Origin of the sequence: Leclercia sp. LSNIH1 (assembly GCF_002902985.1) — a bacterium.
Lineage (GTDB): Bacteria > Pseudomonadota > Gammaproteobacteria > Enterobacterales > Enterobacteriaceae > Enterobacter.
In genome coordinates this window covers 3,894,404-3,909,982 of sequence record NZ_CP026167.1, presented here as the reverse complement: position 1 = coordinate 3,909,982, position 15,579 = coordinate 3,894,404, and the positions used below count along the sequence as shown (strand labels likewise).

At 52.5% G+C, this 15,579-nt stretch carries 17 protein-coding genes; 12 read left to right on the top strand and 5 right to left on the bottom strand.

What is annotated here, in order from left to right; all coding sequences use genetic code 11:
• Positions 1 to 337 precede the first annotated feature (337 nt).
• On the top strand, positions 338 to 751 hold the full coding sequence (yedD, locus tag C2U54_RS19400) for a lipoprotein YedD (RefSeq protein WP_103180136.1): 414 nt from the start codon (positions 338 to 340) through the stop codon (positions 749 to 751).
• A 50-nt stretch (positions 752 to 801) separates the two neighbouring features.
• Here yedD and amyA read toward each other — a convergent pair whose 3' ends face one another.
• The 4 genes from amyA to fliD form a co-directional block, all read right to left on the bottom strand.
• Positions 802 to 2,286 carry an alpha-amylase gene (amyA, locus tag C2U54_RS19395; RefSeq protein ID WP_103180135.1) on the bottom strand — a complete coding sequence of 495 codons (1,485 nt, stop codon included), beginning with the start codon at positions 2,284 to 2,286 and terminating at the stop codon, positions 802 to 804.
• Between the two features lie 102 nt (positions 2,287 to 2,388).
• The gene (fliT, locus tag C2U54_RS19390) at positions 2,389 to 2,748 is read right to left on the bottom strand and encodes a flagella biosynthesis regulatory protein FliT (protein WP_103180134.1); all 360 of its coding nucleotides are present in this window, start codon (positions 2,746 to 2,748) and stop codon (positions 2,389 to 2,391) included.
• Positions 2,748 to 3,158: a flagellar export chaperone FliS gene (gene fliS, locus C2U54_RS19385; RefSeq protein WP_103180133.1), complete on the bottom strand. Its 411-nt coding sequence runs from the start codon at positions 3,156 to 3,158 to the stop codon at positions 2,748 to 2,750. The genes fliT and fliS overlap by 1 nt, the downstream gene beginning before the upstream one ends.
• 24 nt (positions 3,159 to 3,182) lie before the next feature.
• The gene (fliD, locus tag C2U54_RS19380) at positions 3,183 to 4,586 is read right to left on the bottom strand and encodes a flagellar filament capping protein FliD (RefSeq protein ID WP_103180132.1); all 1,404 of its coding nucleotides are present in this window, start codon (positions 4,584 to 4,586) and stop codon (positions 3,183 to 3,185) included.
• Positions 4,587 to 4,823: 237 nt separating this feature from the next.
• Here fliD and C2U54_RS19375 point away from each other — a divergent pair, with 237 nt between their 5' ends.
• The 8 genes from C2U54_RS19375 to sdiA all read left to right on the top strand — a co-directional run bounded on the left by C2U54_RS19375 (position 4,824) and on the right by sdiA (position 11,690).
• Positions 4,824 to 5,837 (top strand): flagellin N-terminal helical domain-containing protein, encoded by a 1,014-nt coding sequence (locus C2U54_RS19375; RefSeq protein WP_103180131.1) that lies wholly within the window; start codon positions 4,824 to 4,826, stop codon positions 5,835 to 5,837.
• 162 nt (positions 5,838 to 5,999) lie between these two features.
• Positions 6,000 to 6,719, top strand: coding sequence for an RNA polymerase sigma factor FliA (fliA, locus tag C2U54_RS19370; protein WP_103180130.1), 720 nt, complete (start codon positions 6,000 to 6,002; stop codon positions 6,717 to 6,719).
• 55 nt (positions 6,720 to 6,774) lie between these two features.
• Positions 6,775 to 7,326, top strand: coding sequence for a flagella biosynthesis regulatory protein FliZ (gene fliZ, locus C2U54_RS19365; protein ID WP_103180129.1), 552 nt, complete (start codon positions 6,775 to 6,777; stop codon positions 7,324 to 7,326).
• 88 nt (positions 7,327 to 7,414) lie between these two features.
• On the top strand, positions 7,415 to 8,215 hold the full coding sequence (gene tcyJ, locus C2U54_RS19360) for a cystine ABC transporter substrate-binding protein (RefSeq protein ID WP_103180128.1): 801 nt from the start codon (positions 7,415 to 7,417) through the stop codon (positions 8,213 to 8,215).
• A gap of 106 nt (positions 8,216 to 8,321) precedes the next feature.
• The gene (gene dcyD / locus C2U54_RS19355) at positions 8,322 to 9,308 is read left to right on the top strand and encodes a D-cysteine desulfhydrase (RefSeq protein ID WP_103180127.1); all 987 of its coding nucleotides are present in this window, start codon (positions 8,322 to 8,324) and stop codon (positions 9,306 to 9,308) included.
• Between the two features lie 21 nt (positions 9,309 to 9,329).
• Complete coding sequence (gene tcyL / locus C2U54_RS19350) at positions 9,330 to 9,998, top strand: cystine ABC transporter permease (protein ID WP_103180126.1); 669 nt, start codon at positions 9,330 to 9,332, stop codon at positions 9,996 to 9,998.
• Positions 9,995 to 10,747 (top strand): L-cystine ABC transporter ATP-binding protein TcyN, encoded by a 753-nt coding sequence (gene tcyN / locus C2U54_RS19345; RefSeq protein WP_103180125.1) that lies wholly within the window; start codon positions 9,995 to 9,997, stop codon positions 10,745 to 10,747. Before tcyL ends, tcyN begins: the two co-directional genes overlap by 4 nt.
• Positions 10,748 to 10,967: 220 nt before the next feature.
• Entirely contained in the window at positions 10,968 to 11,690 is a 723-nt protein-coding gene (gene sdiA / locus C2U54_RS19340) for a transcriptional regulator SdiA (protein WP_103180124.1), read from the top strand.
• Between the two features lie 66 nt (positions 11,691 to 11,756).
• Here the strand turns inward: sdiA and C2U54_RS19335 are convergent, their stop codons facing one another.
• Positions 11,757 to 11,981, bottom strand: a complete 225-nt coding sequence (locus tag C2U54_RS19335) for a DUF2594 family protein (protein ID WP_103180123.1) — start codon at positions 11,979 to 11,981, stop codon at positions 11,757 to 11,759.
• 472 nt (positions 11,982 to 12,453) lie between these two features.
• Between C2U54_RS19335 and uvrY the strand changes: the two genes are divergently transcribed.
• From uvrY to pgsA, 3 genes are read left to right on the top strand one after another with little or no spacing between them, the layout of a single operon-like run.
• Entirely contained in the window at positions 12,454 to 13,110 is a 657-nt protein-coding gene (gene uvrY / locus C2U54_RS19330; protein WP_103180122.1) for a UvrY/SirA/GacA family response regulator transcription factor, read from the top strand.
• Positions 13,107 to 14,939 (top strand): excinuclease ABC subunit UvrC, encoded by a 1,833-nt coding sequence (uvrC, locus tag C2U54_RS19325; RefSeq protein ID WP_103180121.1) that lies wholly within the window; start codon positions 13,107 to 13,109, stop codon positions 14,937 to 14,939. Before uvrY ends, uvrC begins: the two co-directional genes overlap by 4 nt.
• Before the next feature lie 56 nt (positions 14,940 to 14,995).
• On the top strand, positions 14,996 to 15,544 hold the full coding sequence (gene pgsA, locus C2U54_RS19320) for a CDP-diacylglycerol--glycerol-3-phosphate 3-phosphatidyltransferase (protein WP_032612063.1): 549 nt from the start codon (positions 14,996 to 14,998) through the stop codon (positions 15,542 to 15,544).
• Positions 15,545 to 15,579 lie beyond the last annotated feature (35 nt).

The window sequence follows — 15,579 nt, the reverse complement described above, 5'->3', positions numbered from 1 at the left end:
GTTGTTAACTTTCATGTTACGAAGCGGTTAAAATGATGGGTGTTGTAACATATTCTATACTTTCTTACGTGACTGGTTACTTTCTGTACTCGAGGGTGAGAGGAAAAAACACAAAAGAGTTTATGATCTCACCAAACAACACTCTAACTAAGGAAAATTTAGGCGGGCACGGGATATGAGGTATGGTCAAGATATGATCTCTTAATCTTTAGATATATTTTTTCTTTTCACTAAAATGCTTCAACACATGATTCTTGCTCCGCTCTAGCATCAATGTTGCTGGCGACCAGACCGCTTTGATGCCACACTCTTTATTTTCTTCCTAGACGGAACAATGATGAAAAAAATAGCAATTATAGCGGGGCTGCTGGCCTTAACCGGCTGTGTACAGGTCGACAGATATCAGGACGTGATCAAACATCCTGTCCCGGCTGAACTGGCGGGTTACTGGCAGTCGAAAGGGCCGCAGAGCAGCATGGTCAGCCCGGAAGCGATCGCGACGCTGGTCGTGACGCAGGAGGGGGATACCCTCGATTGCCGGCAGTGGCAGCGCGTGGTGGCCGTGCCGGGGAAAATCATGCTGCGTTCTGACGATTATTACAACGTCACCCGCAAGCTGGATATCTACCCGCTGGAGCGGGAAGGCTCCGCCATTGAGTACGATGGCATGAGCCTGCAGCGCGTCGACAAACCTACCGTCGAGTGTGCAAATTACCTGAGTAAAAATCCGCTTGAGAGCAAGCTGCCTTAAGGGATTTGCAGGCCGGGCAGGGGCAACGCCGCCCGGCTATCAACGCCTTACTATTCCGCTTCTATAACCCACACGCTGACGCTGCCGCCGTTGCAGGTGAAGACACCGGTACCGGTTTCGTCGGTCATTACCACTTCCTCGCGGTTACCGAGAAAATCTTTCCAGGTTTTATGGCCGTAGTTTTCCCCAAGCGTAATGGTTTTCTCGCCTTCGTCACCGTTAGAGAGCACCACCACGCAGCCGGGATTATCGTCGGTGCCGCTGCGGCTGAAGGCGATGCAATTAGGGTGATCGAACCACAGAGTCTGAATGCCGTGAGCAAAGCGCTGGCGGGCGAGGATCAGCTGATCGAGCTGCTCAATCACCGGCATATCGATGTGGTACATCTCGCCGTCACCACCGGTATCGTCATAGCTGGCGCCGTACAAATCGGGGTAGAAGACGCTGGGAACGCCGTTTTCGCGCAATAAAATCAGGGCATAGGCCAACGGCTTAAACCAGGCTTCAACCGGTGCCTCCAGCGCCTGTAGCGGCTGGGTGTCATGGTTAGCGACCAGGGTCACCGCGTGGAAGGGGGCTGCCTCTACCAGCGTGCCGGTAAAGATCTGGCTCATGTCGTAATCACGCCCCTGCAGAGAAGCTTCGTGAAACTTCATGTGCAGCGGGGCGTCAAACAGCATGGTTTTCCCCTCCACCTGATCGATATATTGTCGCAGTTTATCAACATCTGGCGACCAGTATTCCGCCACGATAAACAGCGGTTTCGGCGCCACTTCCTGGACATGTTCTATCCACTCTTTATAGAACCAGGCCGGAATATGTTTCACCGCATCCAGACGGAAGCCGTCACACTGGGTTTGCTCCATCAGCCAGCGCGCCCAGTATTTGATCTCCTCGGTTACCGCACGGTTACGAAAATCGATGTTTTCGCCCATCAGATAGTCAAAGTTCCCCATCTCGTTATCGACCTGATCGTTCCAGCCATCACCGGTGTAATCATTGACGATCTTGAAGATGCCATTTTCATCAGGGTTTTCGATATGGTCGATGCCGCTGAAGCATTTGTAGTCCCAGATGAATTTTGAATACTTTCCGGCGCGAACCGGGAAGGTGTAGCGGGTCCAGGCTTCACACTCGATAATCTCGTCATCGATCTGGTTGCGATCGTCGGCGTTCACCCGCTGAACGCGGATGGCCTCTTTCTCGTCGGCACCCATTTTGTGGTTCACAACCACGTCCATCAGCACCGCGATATTGTTGCGTTTCAGCGCGTCGATAGCGGCAAGCAGCTGGGTTTTGTCACCATATTTAGTGGGAATAGATCCTTTTTGATCGAACTCGCCGAGATCGAAAAGATCGTAGCAGTCATAGCCGACAGAGTAGCCGCCGGTCGCGCCTTTATACGCCGGGGGCAGCCAGACCATGTTGATACCGATATCATTTAAGCCGTCGGCGCGCTCGGCCACTTCCGGCCAGAGTTGACTGCCTTCAGGGTAATACCAGTGGAAGAACTGCAAGAGGGTGGGGTTTTTCATCTTCCGTGCTCCAGTTTAAGAACACAGAGAGTATGAGCGAGGCGGGGATATTTAGCGGGTGAAATAACGAAATATATTCACCCGCCTGTTATCAACCCCAGTTCAGATGTCCGTGGGGAAAAGAATATTGCCAGAGAGACGTCCATAAGTTGCATTCAGATTATGTTGTCGGGAGGAGTGCCCAACTAAAGTTCTCAGCTCGTCCATACGCTGTTGCAGCAAGGCTTTAAGCTCAATTTCATTATCGATGATCTGCCGGAGCATGGGGCGTATTTGCGCCTGTATGTGCGGCGCAATCTCGTTCGCATCCTGAAACTGTGTCAGTTTTTCAACGGCGGTTAAATACTTCACTTCAAAAGTAATTAGCTCATCCCAACGCCCCGATTTTGAAAGCGCCAGCATCGAGGCGCTGGTAGTTAACAGGTGCTGATAGTGTTGGAGCAATCCCAGATTGGCTTCCATTAGTCATTGTCCCGCATATGTTGAGAATTGGGGCCTATCTCTTTCCAGGCATCGGCGATGTTGTTGAGCAATTCCATTACTTCATTAATGGCATCAATGTCATTATGAATATTGGCCTGTAAAAGACGTCTGGTCATATAGTCATAGAGGCTGTCGAGGTTGGTAGCCAACTCACCACCCACCTCGTGATTTAGCCCTGACTGCAGACCGTTACTGATAATATTGATGGCTTTTCCCAGCGCCTGCCCTTTACCAGGAATGTCCCCTTGCTCAATCAATATGACGGCTTTTTTCATGGCGCTTAACGCGCCATCAAAAAGTAAAACCACCAGTTGATGCGGGCTGGCACTCAGGACGGCACTTTCAACACTTACCTGCGCATAGGCCTGAATTCCCGATTTTGTATACATCGTAAAACCTCAACTCATCATTCATTAACTGTTCATGGCATTGAACTGTTGGGTCAGATAGCTCCCGGTTTGATCCATAGAGGAGACCAGCTGACTCAAACTGGTAAATTGCGTTTTGTAGCGCGCCATCGTGGCCTCGATTTGCGCATTAACACGGTCATACTGGTCGGACAGATTTTTCAGCGTTTTGTTGATGCCATCAGTGGCGCTTTTGACCGAACCTTCGTTGCCTAACATGTCTTTCAACAGGTTACTGGTTTGCGTCGCCATGCCGGTTGTTTTACCGTCGCCTGAGAGAAACGCGAGCACGTCGGTAGACTTATCCGTCAGGGCCTTACCTAATTTGGTGCTGTCTACGGTCAATTTGCCGTTAATATCCTGGGTGATGCCCAGTTGCGACAGCGTCGCCAGTTCGCCGGTACCTTGCGCTGACGAGACCATAGAGCGCAGGCGGGTCTGGATATTACGCAGGGTGCCATCGCCCAACAGGTCGCCGTTGCTAGAGTCCTGAGATCCATCGCCCTGTTTCACCGCAGTATATTTCGTCTGGTTGCTGATGGTCGTCTGCAACGAGTTATACGCATCGACAAAGGCCTGGATCGCATCGGTCATCGGCTGATTGTCTTTCGCAATCGACAATGTTTCCGGGCTGCCAACGTTGGTCTTGGTCAGGTTGAGCGTGACGCCTTCCGGGGCATCGGTAATGGCGTTGCTGCTACGGGTAATTTTGATGCCATTGATGTTAACAATGGCATCAGCCGCGGCAATCTGAACTTTCATTCCCGTTGATGAATCAAGCGGATCGTGGCTGATATATTTCGCCAGTTCGCTGTCATCGGTGGTGATCGTCATTTCGTTGGCGACACCGCTGTCACGCGAGGTCAGTGACAGATAGTAACTGTTGTCATCCGCTTTAATGATGCTGGCGGTTACGCTGCCTTGTTTAGCGTTAATTGCGTCCCGTACATCTGCAAGACTGGTCTTGTCGCTGGCCAGCGTTACCTTTAATGGATCTTTCTGACCTGGCTGCGTGATAGTGATCGTGCGCGAACTCATGCTGCTATCGCCAAGATCGGTATCTTTGCTAGCCACTTTCGGGCTCAGCAGCGTCTGGGCTGCGGCCAGCTGCGTCACTTCTACCGAGTAAGAACCGGCCGAGGCACTGCTTGCCAGCGTGGCACTAAATGCCGTATTCGTGCTGGTCACTTTTGACTGCGCGATAGCAGACGTATTTTTCAGCGCATCCGACGCCGTTTGAAACTTGGTTAATGCAGTTTGTACCACGCCCCAGGCCGTCAGTTTTGCTTTATAAGAGGTCTGCTGCTGGGTAATCGGCGTGAGTTTGGTCTGCTCGGCTGTCTGTAAATTGTCATACAACGTATTGAGATCCAGACTGGTACCTGCACCGAGTGAACTAATACTTGCCATGTTTTCATCCTTTATTGAGACAATCGCTGGATGCTCTATCGGCAGAAATTACGAAAAGATTAGCTTTTTTTACCGTCTTCAATGCGGAAATTAAGCGGAAAAATAGCGGGCAGTTTGTCCCTTTAAAAAAATGATCTTTTTTCTAAAGGTTAGGAAGAGGAGGTCGATAATCAGGTTAGCGGTGAGAAAGCCGTAGGCAGAAGCCTAAATCTGAAACTTTTTTTGAAGGAATACATCATGGCTGTTATCAATACTAACACCCTGTCTCTGACGACTCAGAACAACCTGACTAAATCTCAGTCCTCTCTGGGCACTGCTATTGAGCGCCTCTCTTCCGGTCTGCGTATCAACAGCGCGAAAGATGACGCTGCGGGTCAGGCGATCGCTAACCGCTTCACCTCCAACATCAACGGCCTGAACGTTGCTGCACGTAACGCTAACGACGGTATCTCCCTGGCGCAGACCGCAGAAGGCGCGCTGAGCGAAATCAACAACAACCTGCAGCGTGTGCGCGACCTGACCGTACAGGCGCAGAACAGCTCTAACTCTGCTTCCGACATCGACTCCATTCAGTCTGAAGTTAACCAGCGTTTGGCTGAAATCAATCGTGTCACCAAAGAAACTGATTTTAACGGTATCAAAATCCTTGACAACACCACCAGCCAAGACTTCTCCTTCCAGGTCGGCTCTCGTGATGGTGAAAAAATTGCTATCACCATGGATTCAAGCGCTGGCTGGAACCTCTACTCTAAGGATTCCGTTAAAGTACCCGCAGACGCAACTGATGTGCAGACCGGTGAATTGGCTCTCGTGAATGGCGAAGCACGTAAAGTTAACGCTGACGGCTTTGACGTTCGTGCCGCGGTAACTGCTGCAACTGCCGGTACTCCCGCTGTTGCTGGTAACGACGGTCCAGATGGCATTCCGGGTAACGCTGATGATGTCGCAGCTACACCTGCAGTTGCAGCCACACCTGCTTCAGGTCCGCTGACCACTATTGATGCAGCTATCAAAGCGGTTGACTCCCAGCGCAGCTCGCTGGGTGCGTCCCAGAACCGTTTCGAATCTACCATCACTAACCTGAACAACACCGTGAGCAACCTGACCGCTGCCCGCAGCCGTATCCAGGACTCCGACTACGCGACCGAAGTGTCCAACATGTCCCGCGCTCAGATTCTGCAGCAGGCTGGCTCTTCCGTACTGGCGCAGGCCAACCAGGTTCCGCAGACCATGCTGTCCCTGCTGCGTTAATTCTAACGTACCGCTCAAACCCCGCTCCGGCGGGGTTTTTTACTTTCCAGAAAACCAATAACCCCCAAATAACCCCCCATTCCCCCTCCTATTCACACGATTAAAACCCCTCCAGAATCGGATAATCATGCCGATAACTCAACTAACGCAGGGCTGTTTATCGTGAATTCACTCTATACCGCTGAAGGTGTAATGGATAAACACTCGCTGTGGCAGCGTTATGTTCCGCTGGTGCGTCATGAAGCATTGCGGCTTCAGGTACGTCTGCCAGCGAGTGTGGAACTGGACGATCTGCTACAAGCGGGCGGGATCGGGTTACTGAATGCAGTTGACCGATACGACGCTCTGCAAGGAACGGCATTTACGACTTACGCAGTACAGCGTATTCGTGGTGCGATGCTGGATGAACTGCGCAGCCGGGATTGGGTGCCGCGCAGCGTTCGCCGCAATGCACGCGAAGTAGCGCAAGCGATGGGGCAGCTGGAACAGGAGCTTGGACGTAACGCGACGGAAAGCGAAGTTGCGGATCGTCTGGGGATCACTACTGCCGACTACCGTCAGATGTTGCTCGATACCAACAACAGCCAGCTCTTCTCTTATGATGAGTGGCGCGAAGAGCATGGCGATAGCATTGAACTGGTGACGGACGATCATCAGCAGGAAAACCCGTTGCACCAGTTAATGGAAGGCAACGTACGCCAGCGCGTAATGGAAGCTATTGAAGCTTTACCGGAACGCGAACAACTGGTGCTGACCCTTTATTACCAGGAAGAGCTCAATCTCAAGGAGATTGGTGCCGTGCTGGAAGTGGGGGAGTCGCGGGTTAGCCAGCTGCACAGCCAGGCCATTAAACGCTTACGTACCAAGCTGGGTAAGTTATAGGTGATCCTTGTCACCCGTTAAGTGCCGCACAACGTATTGACAACCAGGAGTTATCATGACGGTGCAGCAATCTAAAAGACGGCCATTAAGCCGCTACCTGAAAGACTTTAAACATAGCCAGACGCATTGCGCCCATTGCCATAAATTGCTTGACCGCATCACGCTGGTCCGTCGTGGAGAGATCGTCAATAAAATCGCGATCTCCCGTCTCGATACCCTGCTGGATGAAGCCGGATGGCAGCAAGAGCAGCAGGAGTGGGTGGCGTTATGTCGTTTTTGTGGCGATCTGCACTGCAAAGAGCAGAGCGACTTTTTCGATATTATTGGCTTCAAGCAGTTCCTGTTTGAACAGACAGAGATGAGTCACGGAACGGTGCGCGAGTATGTTGTGCGTCTACGTCGTCTTGGCCAGCATCTGACCTCGCTGAATATTTCCCGTGAGCTTCTGACCGACGGTTATCTGGATGAAAACCTTGAACCGTGGCTGCCTGCGACCAGCACCAACAACTACCGGATCGCGCTGCGCAAATATGCGCAATACAGGTCGCAAATGCCGATGGCGGTGAAGCAGAAAGTCCACCGTGAAACAACTTCTGATATATATTAAAAATGAATAACATGTAGCGCAGTCGTGTTTGACCTTGCGGCCGAACGCCCTACACTACAACCAAAATTCCAATCATATCGGGGTATGTATGAAATTTGCACTTCTGGGTCGTCAGGCGCTGATGGGTGTAATGGCCGTTGCGCTGGTTGCGGGTATGAGCGTCAAGACCTTCGCTGCAGTGGGTCTTTTAAACAAAGTTAAAGAGCGCGGCACGCTGCTGGTTGGGCTGGAAGGAACCTACCCTCCGTTCAGCTTCCAGGGTGACGACGGTAAACTGACCGGTTTTGAGGTGGAGTTTGCCGAAGAGCTGGCAAAACACCTCGGTGTGAAAGCCTCGCTGAAGCCGACCAAATGGGACGGCATGCTGGCGTCGCTGGACTCAAAACGTATTGATGTGGTGATTAACCAGGTCACCATCTCTGACGAACGTAAGAAAAAGTATGACTTCTCCACCCCGTATACCGTCTCCGGTATCCAGGCGCTGGTGAAAAAAGGTAACGAAGGCTCCATTAAATCTGCTGCCGACCTGAAAGATAAAAAAGTGGGCGTCGGTCTGGGGACCAACTACGAAGAGTGGCTGCGCCAGAACGTGCAGGGCGTTGATATCCGCACCTATGACGACGACCCGACCAAATACCAGGATCTGCGCGTAGGCCGTATTGATGCCATTCTGGTTGACCGCCTGGCGGCGCTGGATCTGGTGAAGAAGACCAACAACACCCTGGCCGTAGCCGGTGATGCCTTCTCCCGTCAGGAAGCGGGCGTTGCGATCCGCAAAGGCAACGAGGATCTGGTCAAAGCTGTTGACGGTGCCATTGCCGAGATGCAGAAAGACGGCAGCCTGAAGGCGCTCTCCGAAAAATGGTTCGGGGCAGACGTCACAAAGTAAGCAGTTGACTGAAAAAAAAGGCGCTTTGATAAGCGCCTTTTTTATTTCCTCGCCATCAACGTGCATAATAAAAAAATCAGACTTAGACAGGGTTATGGAGGTTTTCATGTCATTACAGAACCTGACGCGTTTTCCGCGCCTGGAGTTTATCGGCGCGCCGACGCCGCTGGAGTATTTGCCGCGCTTATCGGATTACCTGGGGCGCGACATCCTTATCAAACGTGATGACGTGACGCCCATAGCAATGGGGGGCAACAAACTGCGCAAGCTGGAGTTCCTCGCGGCGGATGCGCTGCGTGAAGGGGCCGACACGCTGATCACAGCAGGCGCTATCCAGTCGAACCATGTTCGCCAGACCGCTGCCGTCGCGGCAAAGCTGGGGCTGCACTGTATCGCCCTGCTGGAAAACCCGATTGGCACAAAGGCGGAAAATTATCTCAGCAACGGCAACCGTCTACTGCTGGATCTGTTCAATGTACAGATAGAGATGTGCGATGCGCTGACCGATCCCGTGGCGCAGCTGAATGCGCTGGCGACCCGCGTTGAAGCCCAGGGTTTTCGCCCGTATGTGATCCCGGTTGGCGGTTCGAATGCGCTGGGTGCGCTGGGCTACGTCGAAAGCGCCCTGGAGATTGCCCAGCAGTGTGAGGGCACGGTCGGTCTCTCCTCGGTGGTGGTGGCCTCCGGCAGTGCAGGCACCCATGCCGGGCTGGCGGTCGGGCTTGAGCAGCTGATGCCGGAGGTTGAACTGATTGGCGTCACCGTATCGCGCAGCGTAGCCGATCAAAAACCGAAGGTAGTGTCGTTGCAACAGGCGGTGGCACAGCAGCTGGAGGTGAGCGCAAAGGCGGATATCGTGCTGTGGGATGACTATTTCGCGCCGGGCTACGGCACGCCTAATGATGAGGGGACCGAGGCGGTGAAGCTGCTGGCGCGTCTTGAAGGGATTTTGCTGGATCCGGTCTATACCGGCAAAGCTATGGCCGGGCTTATTGACGGAATCGAACGGAAACGCTTTAAAGATGAAGGCCCGATTCTGTTTATTCATACTGGCGGGGCGCCCGCTCTCTTTGCCTACCATCCTCATGTCTAAATCACAGGCAGAAAAATCATAATGCAAGAAAGTATCCAACTGGTGATTGATTCGTTGCCCTTCCTGCTGAAAGGCGCCGTATTTACGCTGCAGCTGAGTATTGGCGGGATGTTTTTCGGTCTGGTGCTGGGCTTTGTGCTGGCGTTGATGCGCATGTCGCCTCTGCTGCCCGTGCGCTGGCTGGCGCGTTTTTATATTTCCATCTTCCGCGGCACGCCGCTAATTGCCCAGCTGTTCATGATTTACTACGGCCTGCCGCAATTTGGTATTGAGCTGGATCCCATCCCGGCGGCAATGATCGGCCTGTCGCTTAATACTGCTGCCTATGCGGCGGAAACCCTGCGTGCAGCCATCTCCTCCATCGACAAAGGCCAGTGGGAAGCTGCAGCCAGTATCGGGATGACGCCGTGGCAGACCCTGCGCCGGGCCATCCTGCCGCAGGCCGCGCGCGTGGCCCTGCCACCGCTCAGCAACAGCTTTATCAGTCTGGTAAAAGACACCTCGCTGGCGGCCACCATTCAGGTGCCGGAGCTGTTCCGCCAGGCGCAGTTGATCACCTCGCGCACGCTGGAGGTCTTTACCATGTATCTGGCTGCCTCGCTGATCTACTGGATCATGGCAACCGTGCTGTCCGCGCTGCAAAACTATTTTGAAAACCAGCTTAACCGCCAGGAGCGTGATCCGAAATGAGTGCTATCGACGTTAAAAACCTGGTGAAGAAATTTCACGGCCAGACGGTGCTGCACGGTATCGACCTGGAAGTGCAGGAGGGCGAAGTGGTGGCGATTATCGGGCCCAGCGGGTCCGGTAAAACCACGCTGCTGCGCAGTATCAACCTGCTGGAGCATCCGGAAGCCGGCACCATTCGCGTGGGTGATATCACCATTGATACCGGTAAGTCGCTGGGTCAGCAAAAGGGGCTGATTCGTCGTCTGCGTCAGCACGTCGGCTTTGTCTTCCAGAGCTTCAATCTGTTTCCCCATCGCACGGTGCTGGAAAACATTATTGAAGGGCCGGTAATTGTCAAAGGCGAACCCAAAGAGGAGGCCACAGCCCGTGCCCGGGAGTTACTGGCAAAAGTGGGGCTTTCCGGGAAAGAGGGCAGTTACCCGCGCCGTCTCTCCGGTGGACAGCAGCAGCGTGTGGCGATTGCCCGCGCGCTGGCAATGCGTCCTGATGTGATCCTGTTTGATGAACCGACCTCAGCCCTGGATCCGGAGCTGGTGGGGGAGGTGCTGAATGCCATTCGCCAGCTGGCACAGGAGAAACGTACTATGGTCATTGTCACCCATGAGATGAGCTTTGCCCGCGATGTGGCAGACAGGGCGATTTTTATGGATCAGGGACGTATTGTGGAGCAGGGGCCGGCGAAAGCGCTGTTTGCCGATCCTCAGCAGCCCCGTACCCGGCAATTCCTTGAGAAATTCCTGATGCAATAGCATATTTGCTTTTAATTGCTCCGGAATTAATCTCCGGAGCAAAATATTCATCCCTGAAATGAATGGTCCCGCGATTTTATCCCGCCACAAACCCCCTAAGTGCATAAAATCTGTAGATAATTACCTCAGGGTCGATATTTTATACATATAAATAAGATTTATGTGTTAATTTAAGAAATCATAATAATGATTATCTTTACAGGGGCTTCATTCACTTGGTATGAAGGATTTAGACTTTTTTACATGGCGACGGGAGTGCTATCTCCGTTTTCAGGAGATGACATCCGCCAGCGAGGTATATCCCGAACTTCAGCGTCAAACTCAGAGCCTGGGTTATGAGTATTTTGCTCTCTGCGTCCGTCATCCGGTACCGTTTACCCGACCGAAAGTCTCGGTGCATTCAACCTATCCGCAACAGTGGATGGCGCACTATCTGGCGGAAAATTATTTCACCATCGATCCTGTGCTGAAACCCGAGAATTTCGTCCACGGGCACTTACCCTGGAACGACGCCTTATTCGCCGAAGCGCAATCCTTATGGGACGGCGCGCGCGACCACGGCCTGCGCAAAGGGATCACCCAGTGTCTGATGCTGCCTAATCATGCGATGGGGTTCCTGTCGGTCTCCAGCACCAGCCTGTCGGTTAATATGATGGCGAATGAAGTGGTTGAGTTGCGTCTGCAAATGCTGGTGCACATGGCCTTGACCACGCTGCTACGCCTGGAGCATGAAATGGTGATGCCACCCGAGATGAAATTCAGCAAGCGCGAAAAGGAGATCCTGAAATGGACAGCGGAAGGCAAAACCTCAGCAGAAATAGCGATTATTCTCTCTATCTCTGAAAACACGGTGAACTTCCACCAGAAGAATATGCAGAAGAAATTCAATGCGCCGAATAAAACGCAAATAGCCTGCTATGCGGCAGCGACGGGCATTATCTGACTACACTTCAGTTCTGCGTGGCAGACGAGTAAACGGCTGAATGCACTGCTTTCAGCCGTTTTTGTTTTATTGACGGTAAGCTTGCTTGATTTGCTTAACGGTGCTGGAAAATACCTCAGCCTGAGCCTGGTCTTCCATCTGCGCAATCTGGCGTTCCATCTTAATGATCACACGACCGGCATCCGCCTGGCCCATTGCCTGCAGCATCAGGGTCAACAGAGATTTCAGACAGGAGACTTCCTGTGCCAGTTCTTGATTATTCTCAGCAGTGGCAAAATCAGGTGTGCTCATTTATTTTCCTCATGATAAAAACGGCGCTTGAGCGCATAGTTCAAAGTTCAAGGCGGCGGAGTATACCACAAGCCTTAAAAAAAAACGCAGTGCTTGTTTTTTGTACTTTTAGCCGGTTTGGTTATTTAATTGAATGACCGTTCGCCCTACACTTTTAAGGCGTTAAGCGCAGGGTAATTGTTTAACTAAGGTAGTTAACAGGTTAATTATTGTTACAAAATTACGTGTGGTATTTTAACAATAAGAAAATAGCCTCTCAAATCTGTAAATTTTTGAAAACATTAGCCTAAAAAATGATGCCTAAGCCGCATGGCGCAAGGCTTCCGTTTCCAGTTGATGTACAAGTTAATTTCCAAAAAAGAGAGTTATAACGAAGGCCTGCATTTTTTAACGTTTTCAGTTTGCGATAAAAAACGTTAATATGAGCCGAATTAACTGTCTGTAGCGTTATCCCTATTCTGGAGAATTTCCTTTGATCAACGTCCTTCTTGTTGATGACCACGAACTGGTGCGCGCAGGGATACGACGCATTCTTGAAGATATTAAAGGTATAAAAGTTGCTGGCGAGGCCTGCTGCGGTGAAGATGCCGTCAAATGGTGCCGGACGAATAGTGCTGATGTTGTCCTGATGGACATGAACATGCCCGGTATTGGCGGCCTTGAAGCAACGCGTAAAATCGCGCGCGCCTGGGTTGATACCAAAGTGATCATGCTGACGGTTCACACTGAAAATCCTCTTCCTGCAAAAGTGATGCAGGCGGGCGCCGCGGGCTACCTGAGCAAGGGCGCAGCCCCTCAGGAAGTGGTTAATGCTATCCGTTCTGTCTATTCCGGGCAGCGCTATATCGCTTCTGATATCGCGCAGCAAATGGCGCTCAGCCAGATTGAACCAGAAAAGACCGAATCACCGTTTGCCAGTTTGTCTGAGCGCGAATTGCAGATTATGCTGATGATTACCAAAGGCCAGAAGGTGAATGAGATCTCTGAGCAGCTTAATCTCAGCCCAAAAACGGTGAACAGCTACCGCTACCGTATGTTCAGTAAGCTGAACATTCATGGCGATGTCGAACTCACTCATCTGGCCATCCGTCATGGTCTGTGCAATGCCGAGACCCTAATTAGTCAGTGAGTGAAGTGTTTGATTCCAGTGCTTTCCTGAAAACCGTCACCAGCCAGCCAGGCGTCTACCGGATGTATGACGCAGGCGGGACGGTTATCTACGTCGGTAAAGCGAAAGATCTTAAGAAGCGTCTTTCCAGCTATTTCCGCAGCAATCTTGCCTCCCGCAAAACTGAAGCGCTGGTCGCTCAGATCCAGCAGATCGACGTCACTGTGACCCACACAGAGACCGAAGCGCTGTTGCTGGAGCATAACTACATTAAGCTCTACCAGCCGCGTTATAACGTGCTGCTGCGCGATGACAAATCCTACCCGTTTATTTTTCTCAGCAGCGATACCCATCCACGTCTGGCTACCCATCGCGGTGCCAAACATGCGAAAGGTGAGTATTTCGGCCCGTTCCCTAACGGCTACGCCGTGCGGGAAACGCTGGCGCTGCTGCAGAAGATATTCCCGATTCGCCAGTGCGAAAACAGCGTCTATCGCAACCGCTCTCGCCCTTGTCTGCAGTATCAGATTGGTCGTTGCCTCGGGCCCTGTGTGGAAGGGCTGGTCAGCGAAGAGGAGTACGCACAGCAGGTAGAATATGTGCGCCTGTTCCTGGCCGGTAAAGACGATCAGGTGCTGAACCAGCTTATCGCCCGTATGGAGAAGGCCAGCCAGGCGCTGAACTTTGAAGAGGCGGCGCGGATCCGCGATCAGATCCAGGCGGTACGACGGGTCACGGAAAAACAGTTTGTCTCTAATACCGGCGATGACCTGGACGTGATTGGCGTGTCGTTTGATGCGGGCATGGCCTGCGTGCATGTGCTCTTTATCCGCCAGGGTAAGGTGCTGGGCAGCCGCAGCTATTTCCCGAAAGTGCCGGGCGGTACCGAACTGGGTGAAGTGGTCGAGACCTTTGTCGGCCAGTTCTATTTGCAGGGCAGCCAGATGCGAACCCTGCCGTCGGAAATTTTGCTCGATTTTAATCTCAGCGATAAAACGCTGCTGTCAGATTCGCTGTCGGAGCTGGCGGGACGCCGGGTTAACGTCCAGACTAAACCGCGCGGCGATCGTGCCCGCTACCTCAAGCTGGCGCGCACCAATGCGGCAACGGCATTGACCACCAAACTGTCGCAGCAGTCGACTGTCCATCAGCGTCTTATCGCGCTGGCAACCGTGCTTAAGCTGCCGGAAGTGAAACGGATGGAGTGTTTCGACATCAGCCACACGATGGGGGAGCAGACGGTGGCCTCCTGTGTGGTATTTGATGCTAACGGACCGCTGCGGGCGGAGTACCGGCGCTACAACATTACGGATATCACTCCCGGTGACGATTACGCAGCCATGAACCAGGTGCTGCGCCGTCGCTATGGTAAAGCTATTGAAGAGAGTAAGATCCCGGACCTTATCCTGATTGATGGTGGTAAAGGCCAGCTCGCCCAGGCAAAATCCGTTTTTGCTGAACTGGATGTAAGCTGGGATAAGCATCATCCGCTGCTGCTGGGCGTGGCGAAAGGCACCGATCGTAAAGCCGGGCTGGAGACGCTGTTCCTTGAGCCGGAAGGGGAGGGCTTTAGCCTGCCGCCGGACTCGCCTGCGCTCCATGTGATCCAGCATATTCGCGATGAGTCGCACGATCACGCCATTAGCGGTCACCGTAAAAAACGGGCAAAGGTGAAAAATACCAGCACTCTGGAAACGATCGAAGGGGTCGGGCCAAAACGTCGCCAGATGTTGCTGAAATATATGGGCGGTTTGCAAGGATTACTCAACGCCAGCGTAGAGGAAATTGCAAAAGTGCCAGGTATTTCGCAAGGGCTGGCAGAAAAGATCTACTACTCGTTGAAACATTGAGGGCTCTGTAGCAACATAGGGCTAATAATTACTGACAACAAACAGTTACCGTCACTATGCGATTAAATATCCCTACATTGCTGACGCTTTTCCGCGTCGTTCTCATTCCTTTCTTCGTACTGGCGTTTTATCTGCCATTTGTCTGGGCGCCTTTCGCATGTGCACTTATCTTTTTTGTTGCGGCAGTCACTGACTGGTTCGACGGCTACCTGGCGCGTCGCTGGAATCAAAGCACCCGTTTCGGCGCGTTTCTCGACCCGGTGGCTGACAAGGTGATGGTGGCCATCGCCATGGTGCTGGTGGTTGAGCACTATCACAGCTGGTGGGTCACACTGCCTGCGGCAACCATGATTGCCCGTGAGATTATTATCTCTGCCCTGCGCGAGTGGATGGCGGAGCTGGGTAAACGCAGCAGCGTGGCCGTCTCCTGGATCGGTAAGGTCAAAACCACCGCGCAGATGGCGGCGCTGGTATGGATGCTGTGGCGTCCAAACGAGTGGGTAGAGTGGGCGGGTATTGGCCTGTTTATGGTCGCGGCGGTGCTGACGCTGTGGTCAATGTTGCAATATTTGAACGCCGCGCGTGGGGATTTGCTTGATCAGTGATCGTTTCGGCGCAATTTTCAGCAAACGATCTATCC

Excerpts from the sequence above, each read along its gene's own strand:
- yedD (WP_103180136.1), top strand. The coding sequence starts at position 338 with ATGAAAAAAATAGCAATTATAGCGGGGCTGCTGGCCTTAACCGGCTGT.
- amyA (WP_103180135.1), bottom strand. The coding sequence starts at position 2,286 with ATGAAAAACCCCACCCTCTTGCAGTTCTTCCACTGGTATTACCCTGAA.
- fliT (WP_103180134.1), bottom strand. The coding sequence starts at position 2,748 with ATGGAAGCCAATCTGGGATTGCTCCAACACTATCAGCACCTGTTAACT.
- fliS (WP_103180133.1), bottom strand. The coding sequence starts at position 3,158 with ATGTATACAAAATCGGGAATTCAGGCCTATGCGCAGGTAAGTGTTGAA.
- fliD (WP_103180132.1), bottom strand. The coding sequence starts at position 4,586 with ATGGCAAGTATTAGTTCACTCGGTGCAGGTACCAGTCTGGATCTCAAT.
- C2U54_RS19375 (WP_103180131.1), top strand. The coding sequence starts at position 4,824 with ATGGCTGTTATCAATACTAACACCCTGTCTCTGACGACTCAGAACAAC.
- fliZ (WP_103180129.1), top strand. The coding sequence starts at position 6,775 with ATGACGGTGCAGCAATCTAAAAGACGGCCATTAAGCCGCTACCTGAAA.
- tcyJ (WP_103180128.1), top strand. The coding sequence starts at position 7,415 with ATGAAATTTGCACTTCTGGGTCGTCAGGCGCTGATGGGTGTAATGGCC.
- dcyD (WP_103180127.1), top strand. The coding sequence starts at position 8,322 with ATGTCATTACAGAACCTGACGCGTTTTCCGCGCCTGGAGTTTATCGGC.
- tcyL (WP_103180126.1), top strand. The coding sequence starts at position 9,330 with ATGCAAGAAAGTATCCAACTGGTGATTGATTCGTTGCCCTTCCTGCTG.
- tcyN (WP_103180125.1), top strand. The coding sequence starts at position 9,995 with ATGAGTGCTATCGACGTTAAAAACCTGGTGAAGAAATTTCACGGCCAG.
- sdiA (WP_103180124.1), top strand. The coding sequence starts at position 10,968 with ATGAAGGATTTAGACTTTTTTACATGGCGACGGGAGTGCTATCTCCGT.
- C2U54_RS19335 (WP_103180123.1), bottom strand. The coding sequence starts at position 11,981 with ATGAGCACACCTGATTTTGCCACTGCTGAGAATAATCAAGAACTGGCA.
- pgsA (WP_032612063.1), top strand. The coding sequence starts at position 14,996 with ATGCGATTAAATATCCCTACATTGCTGACGCTTTTCCGCGTCGTTCTC.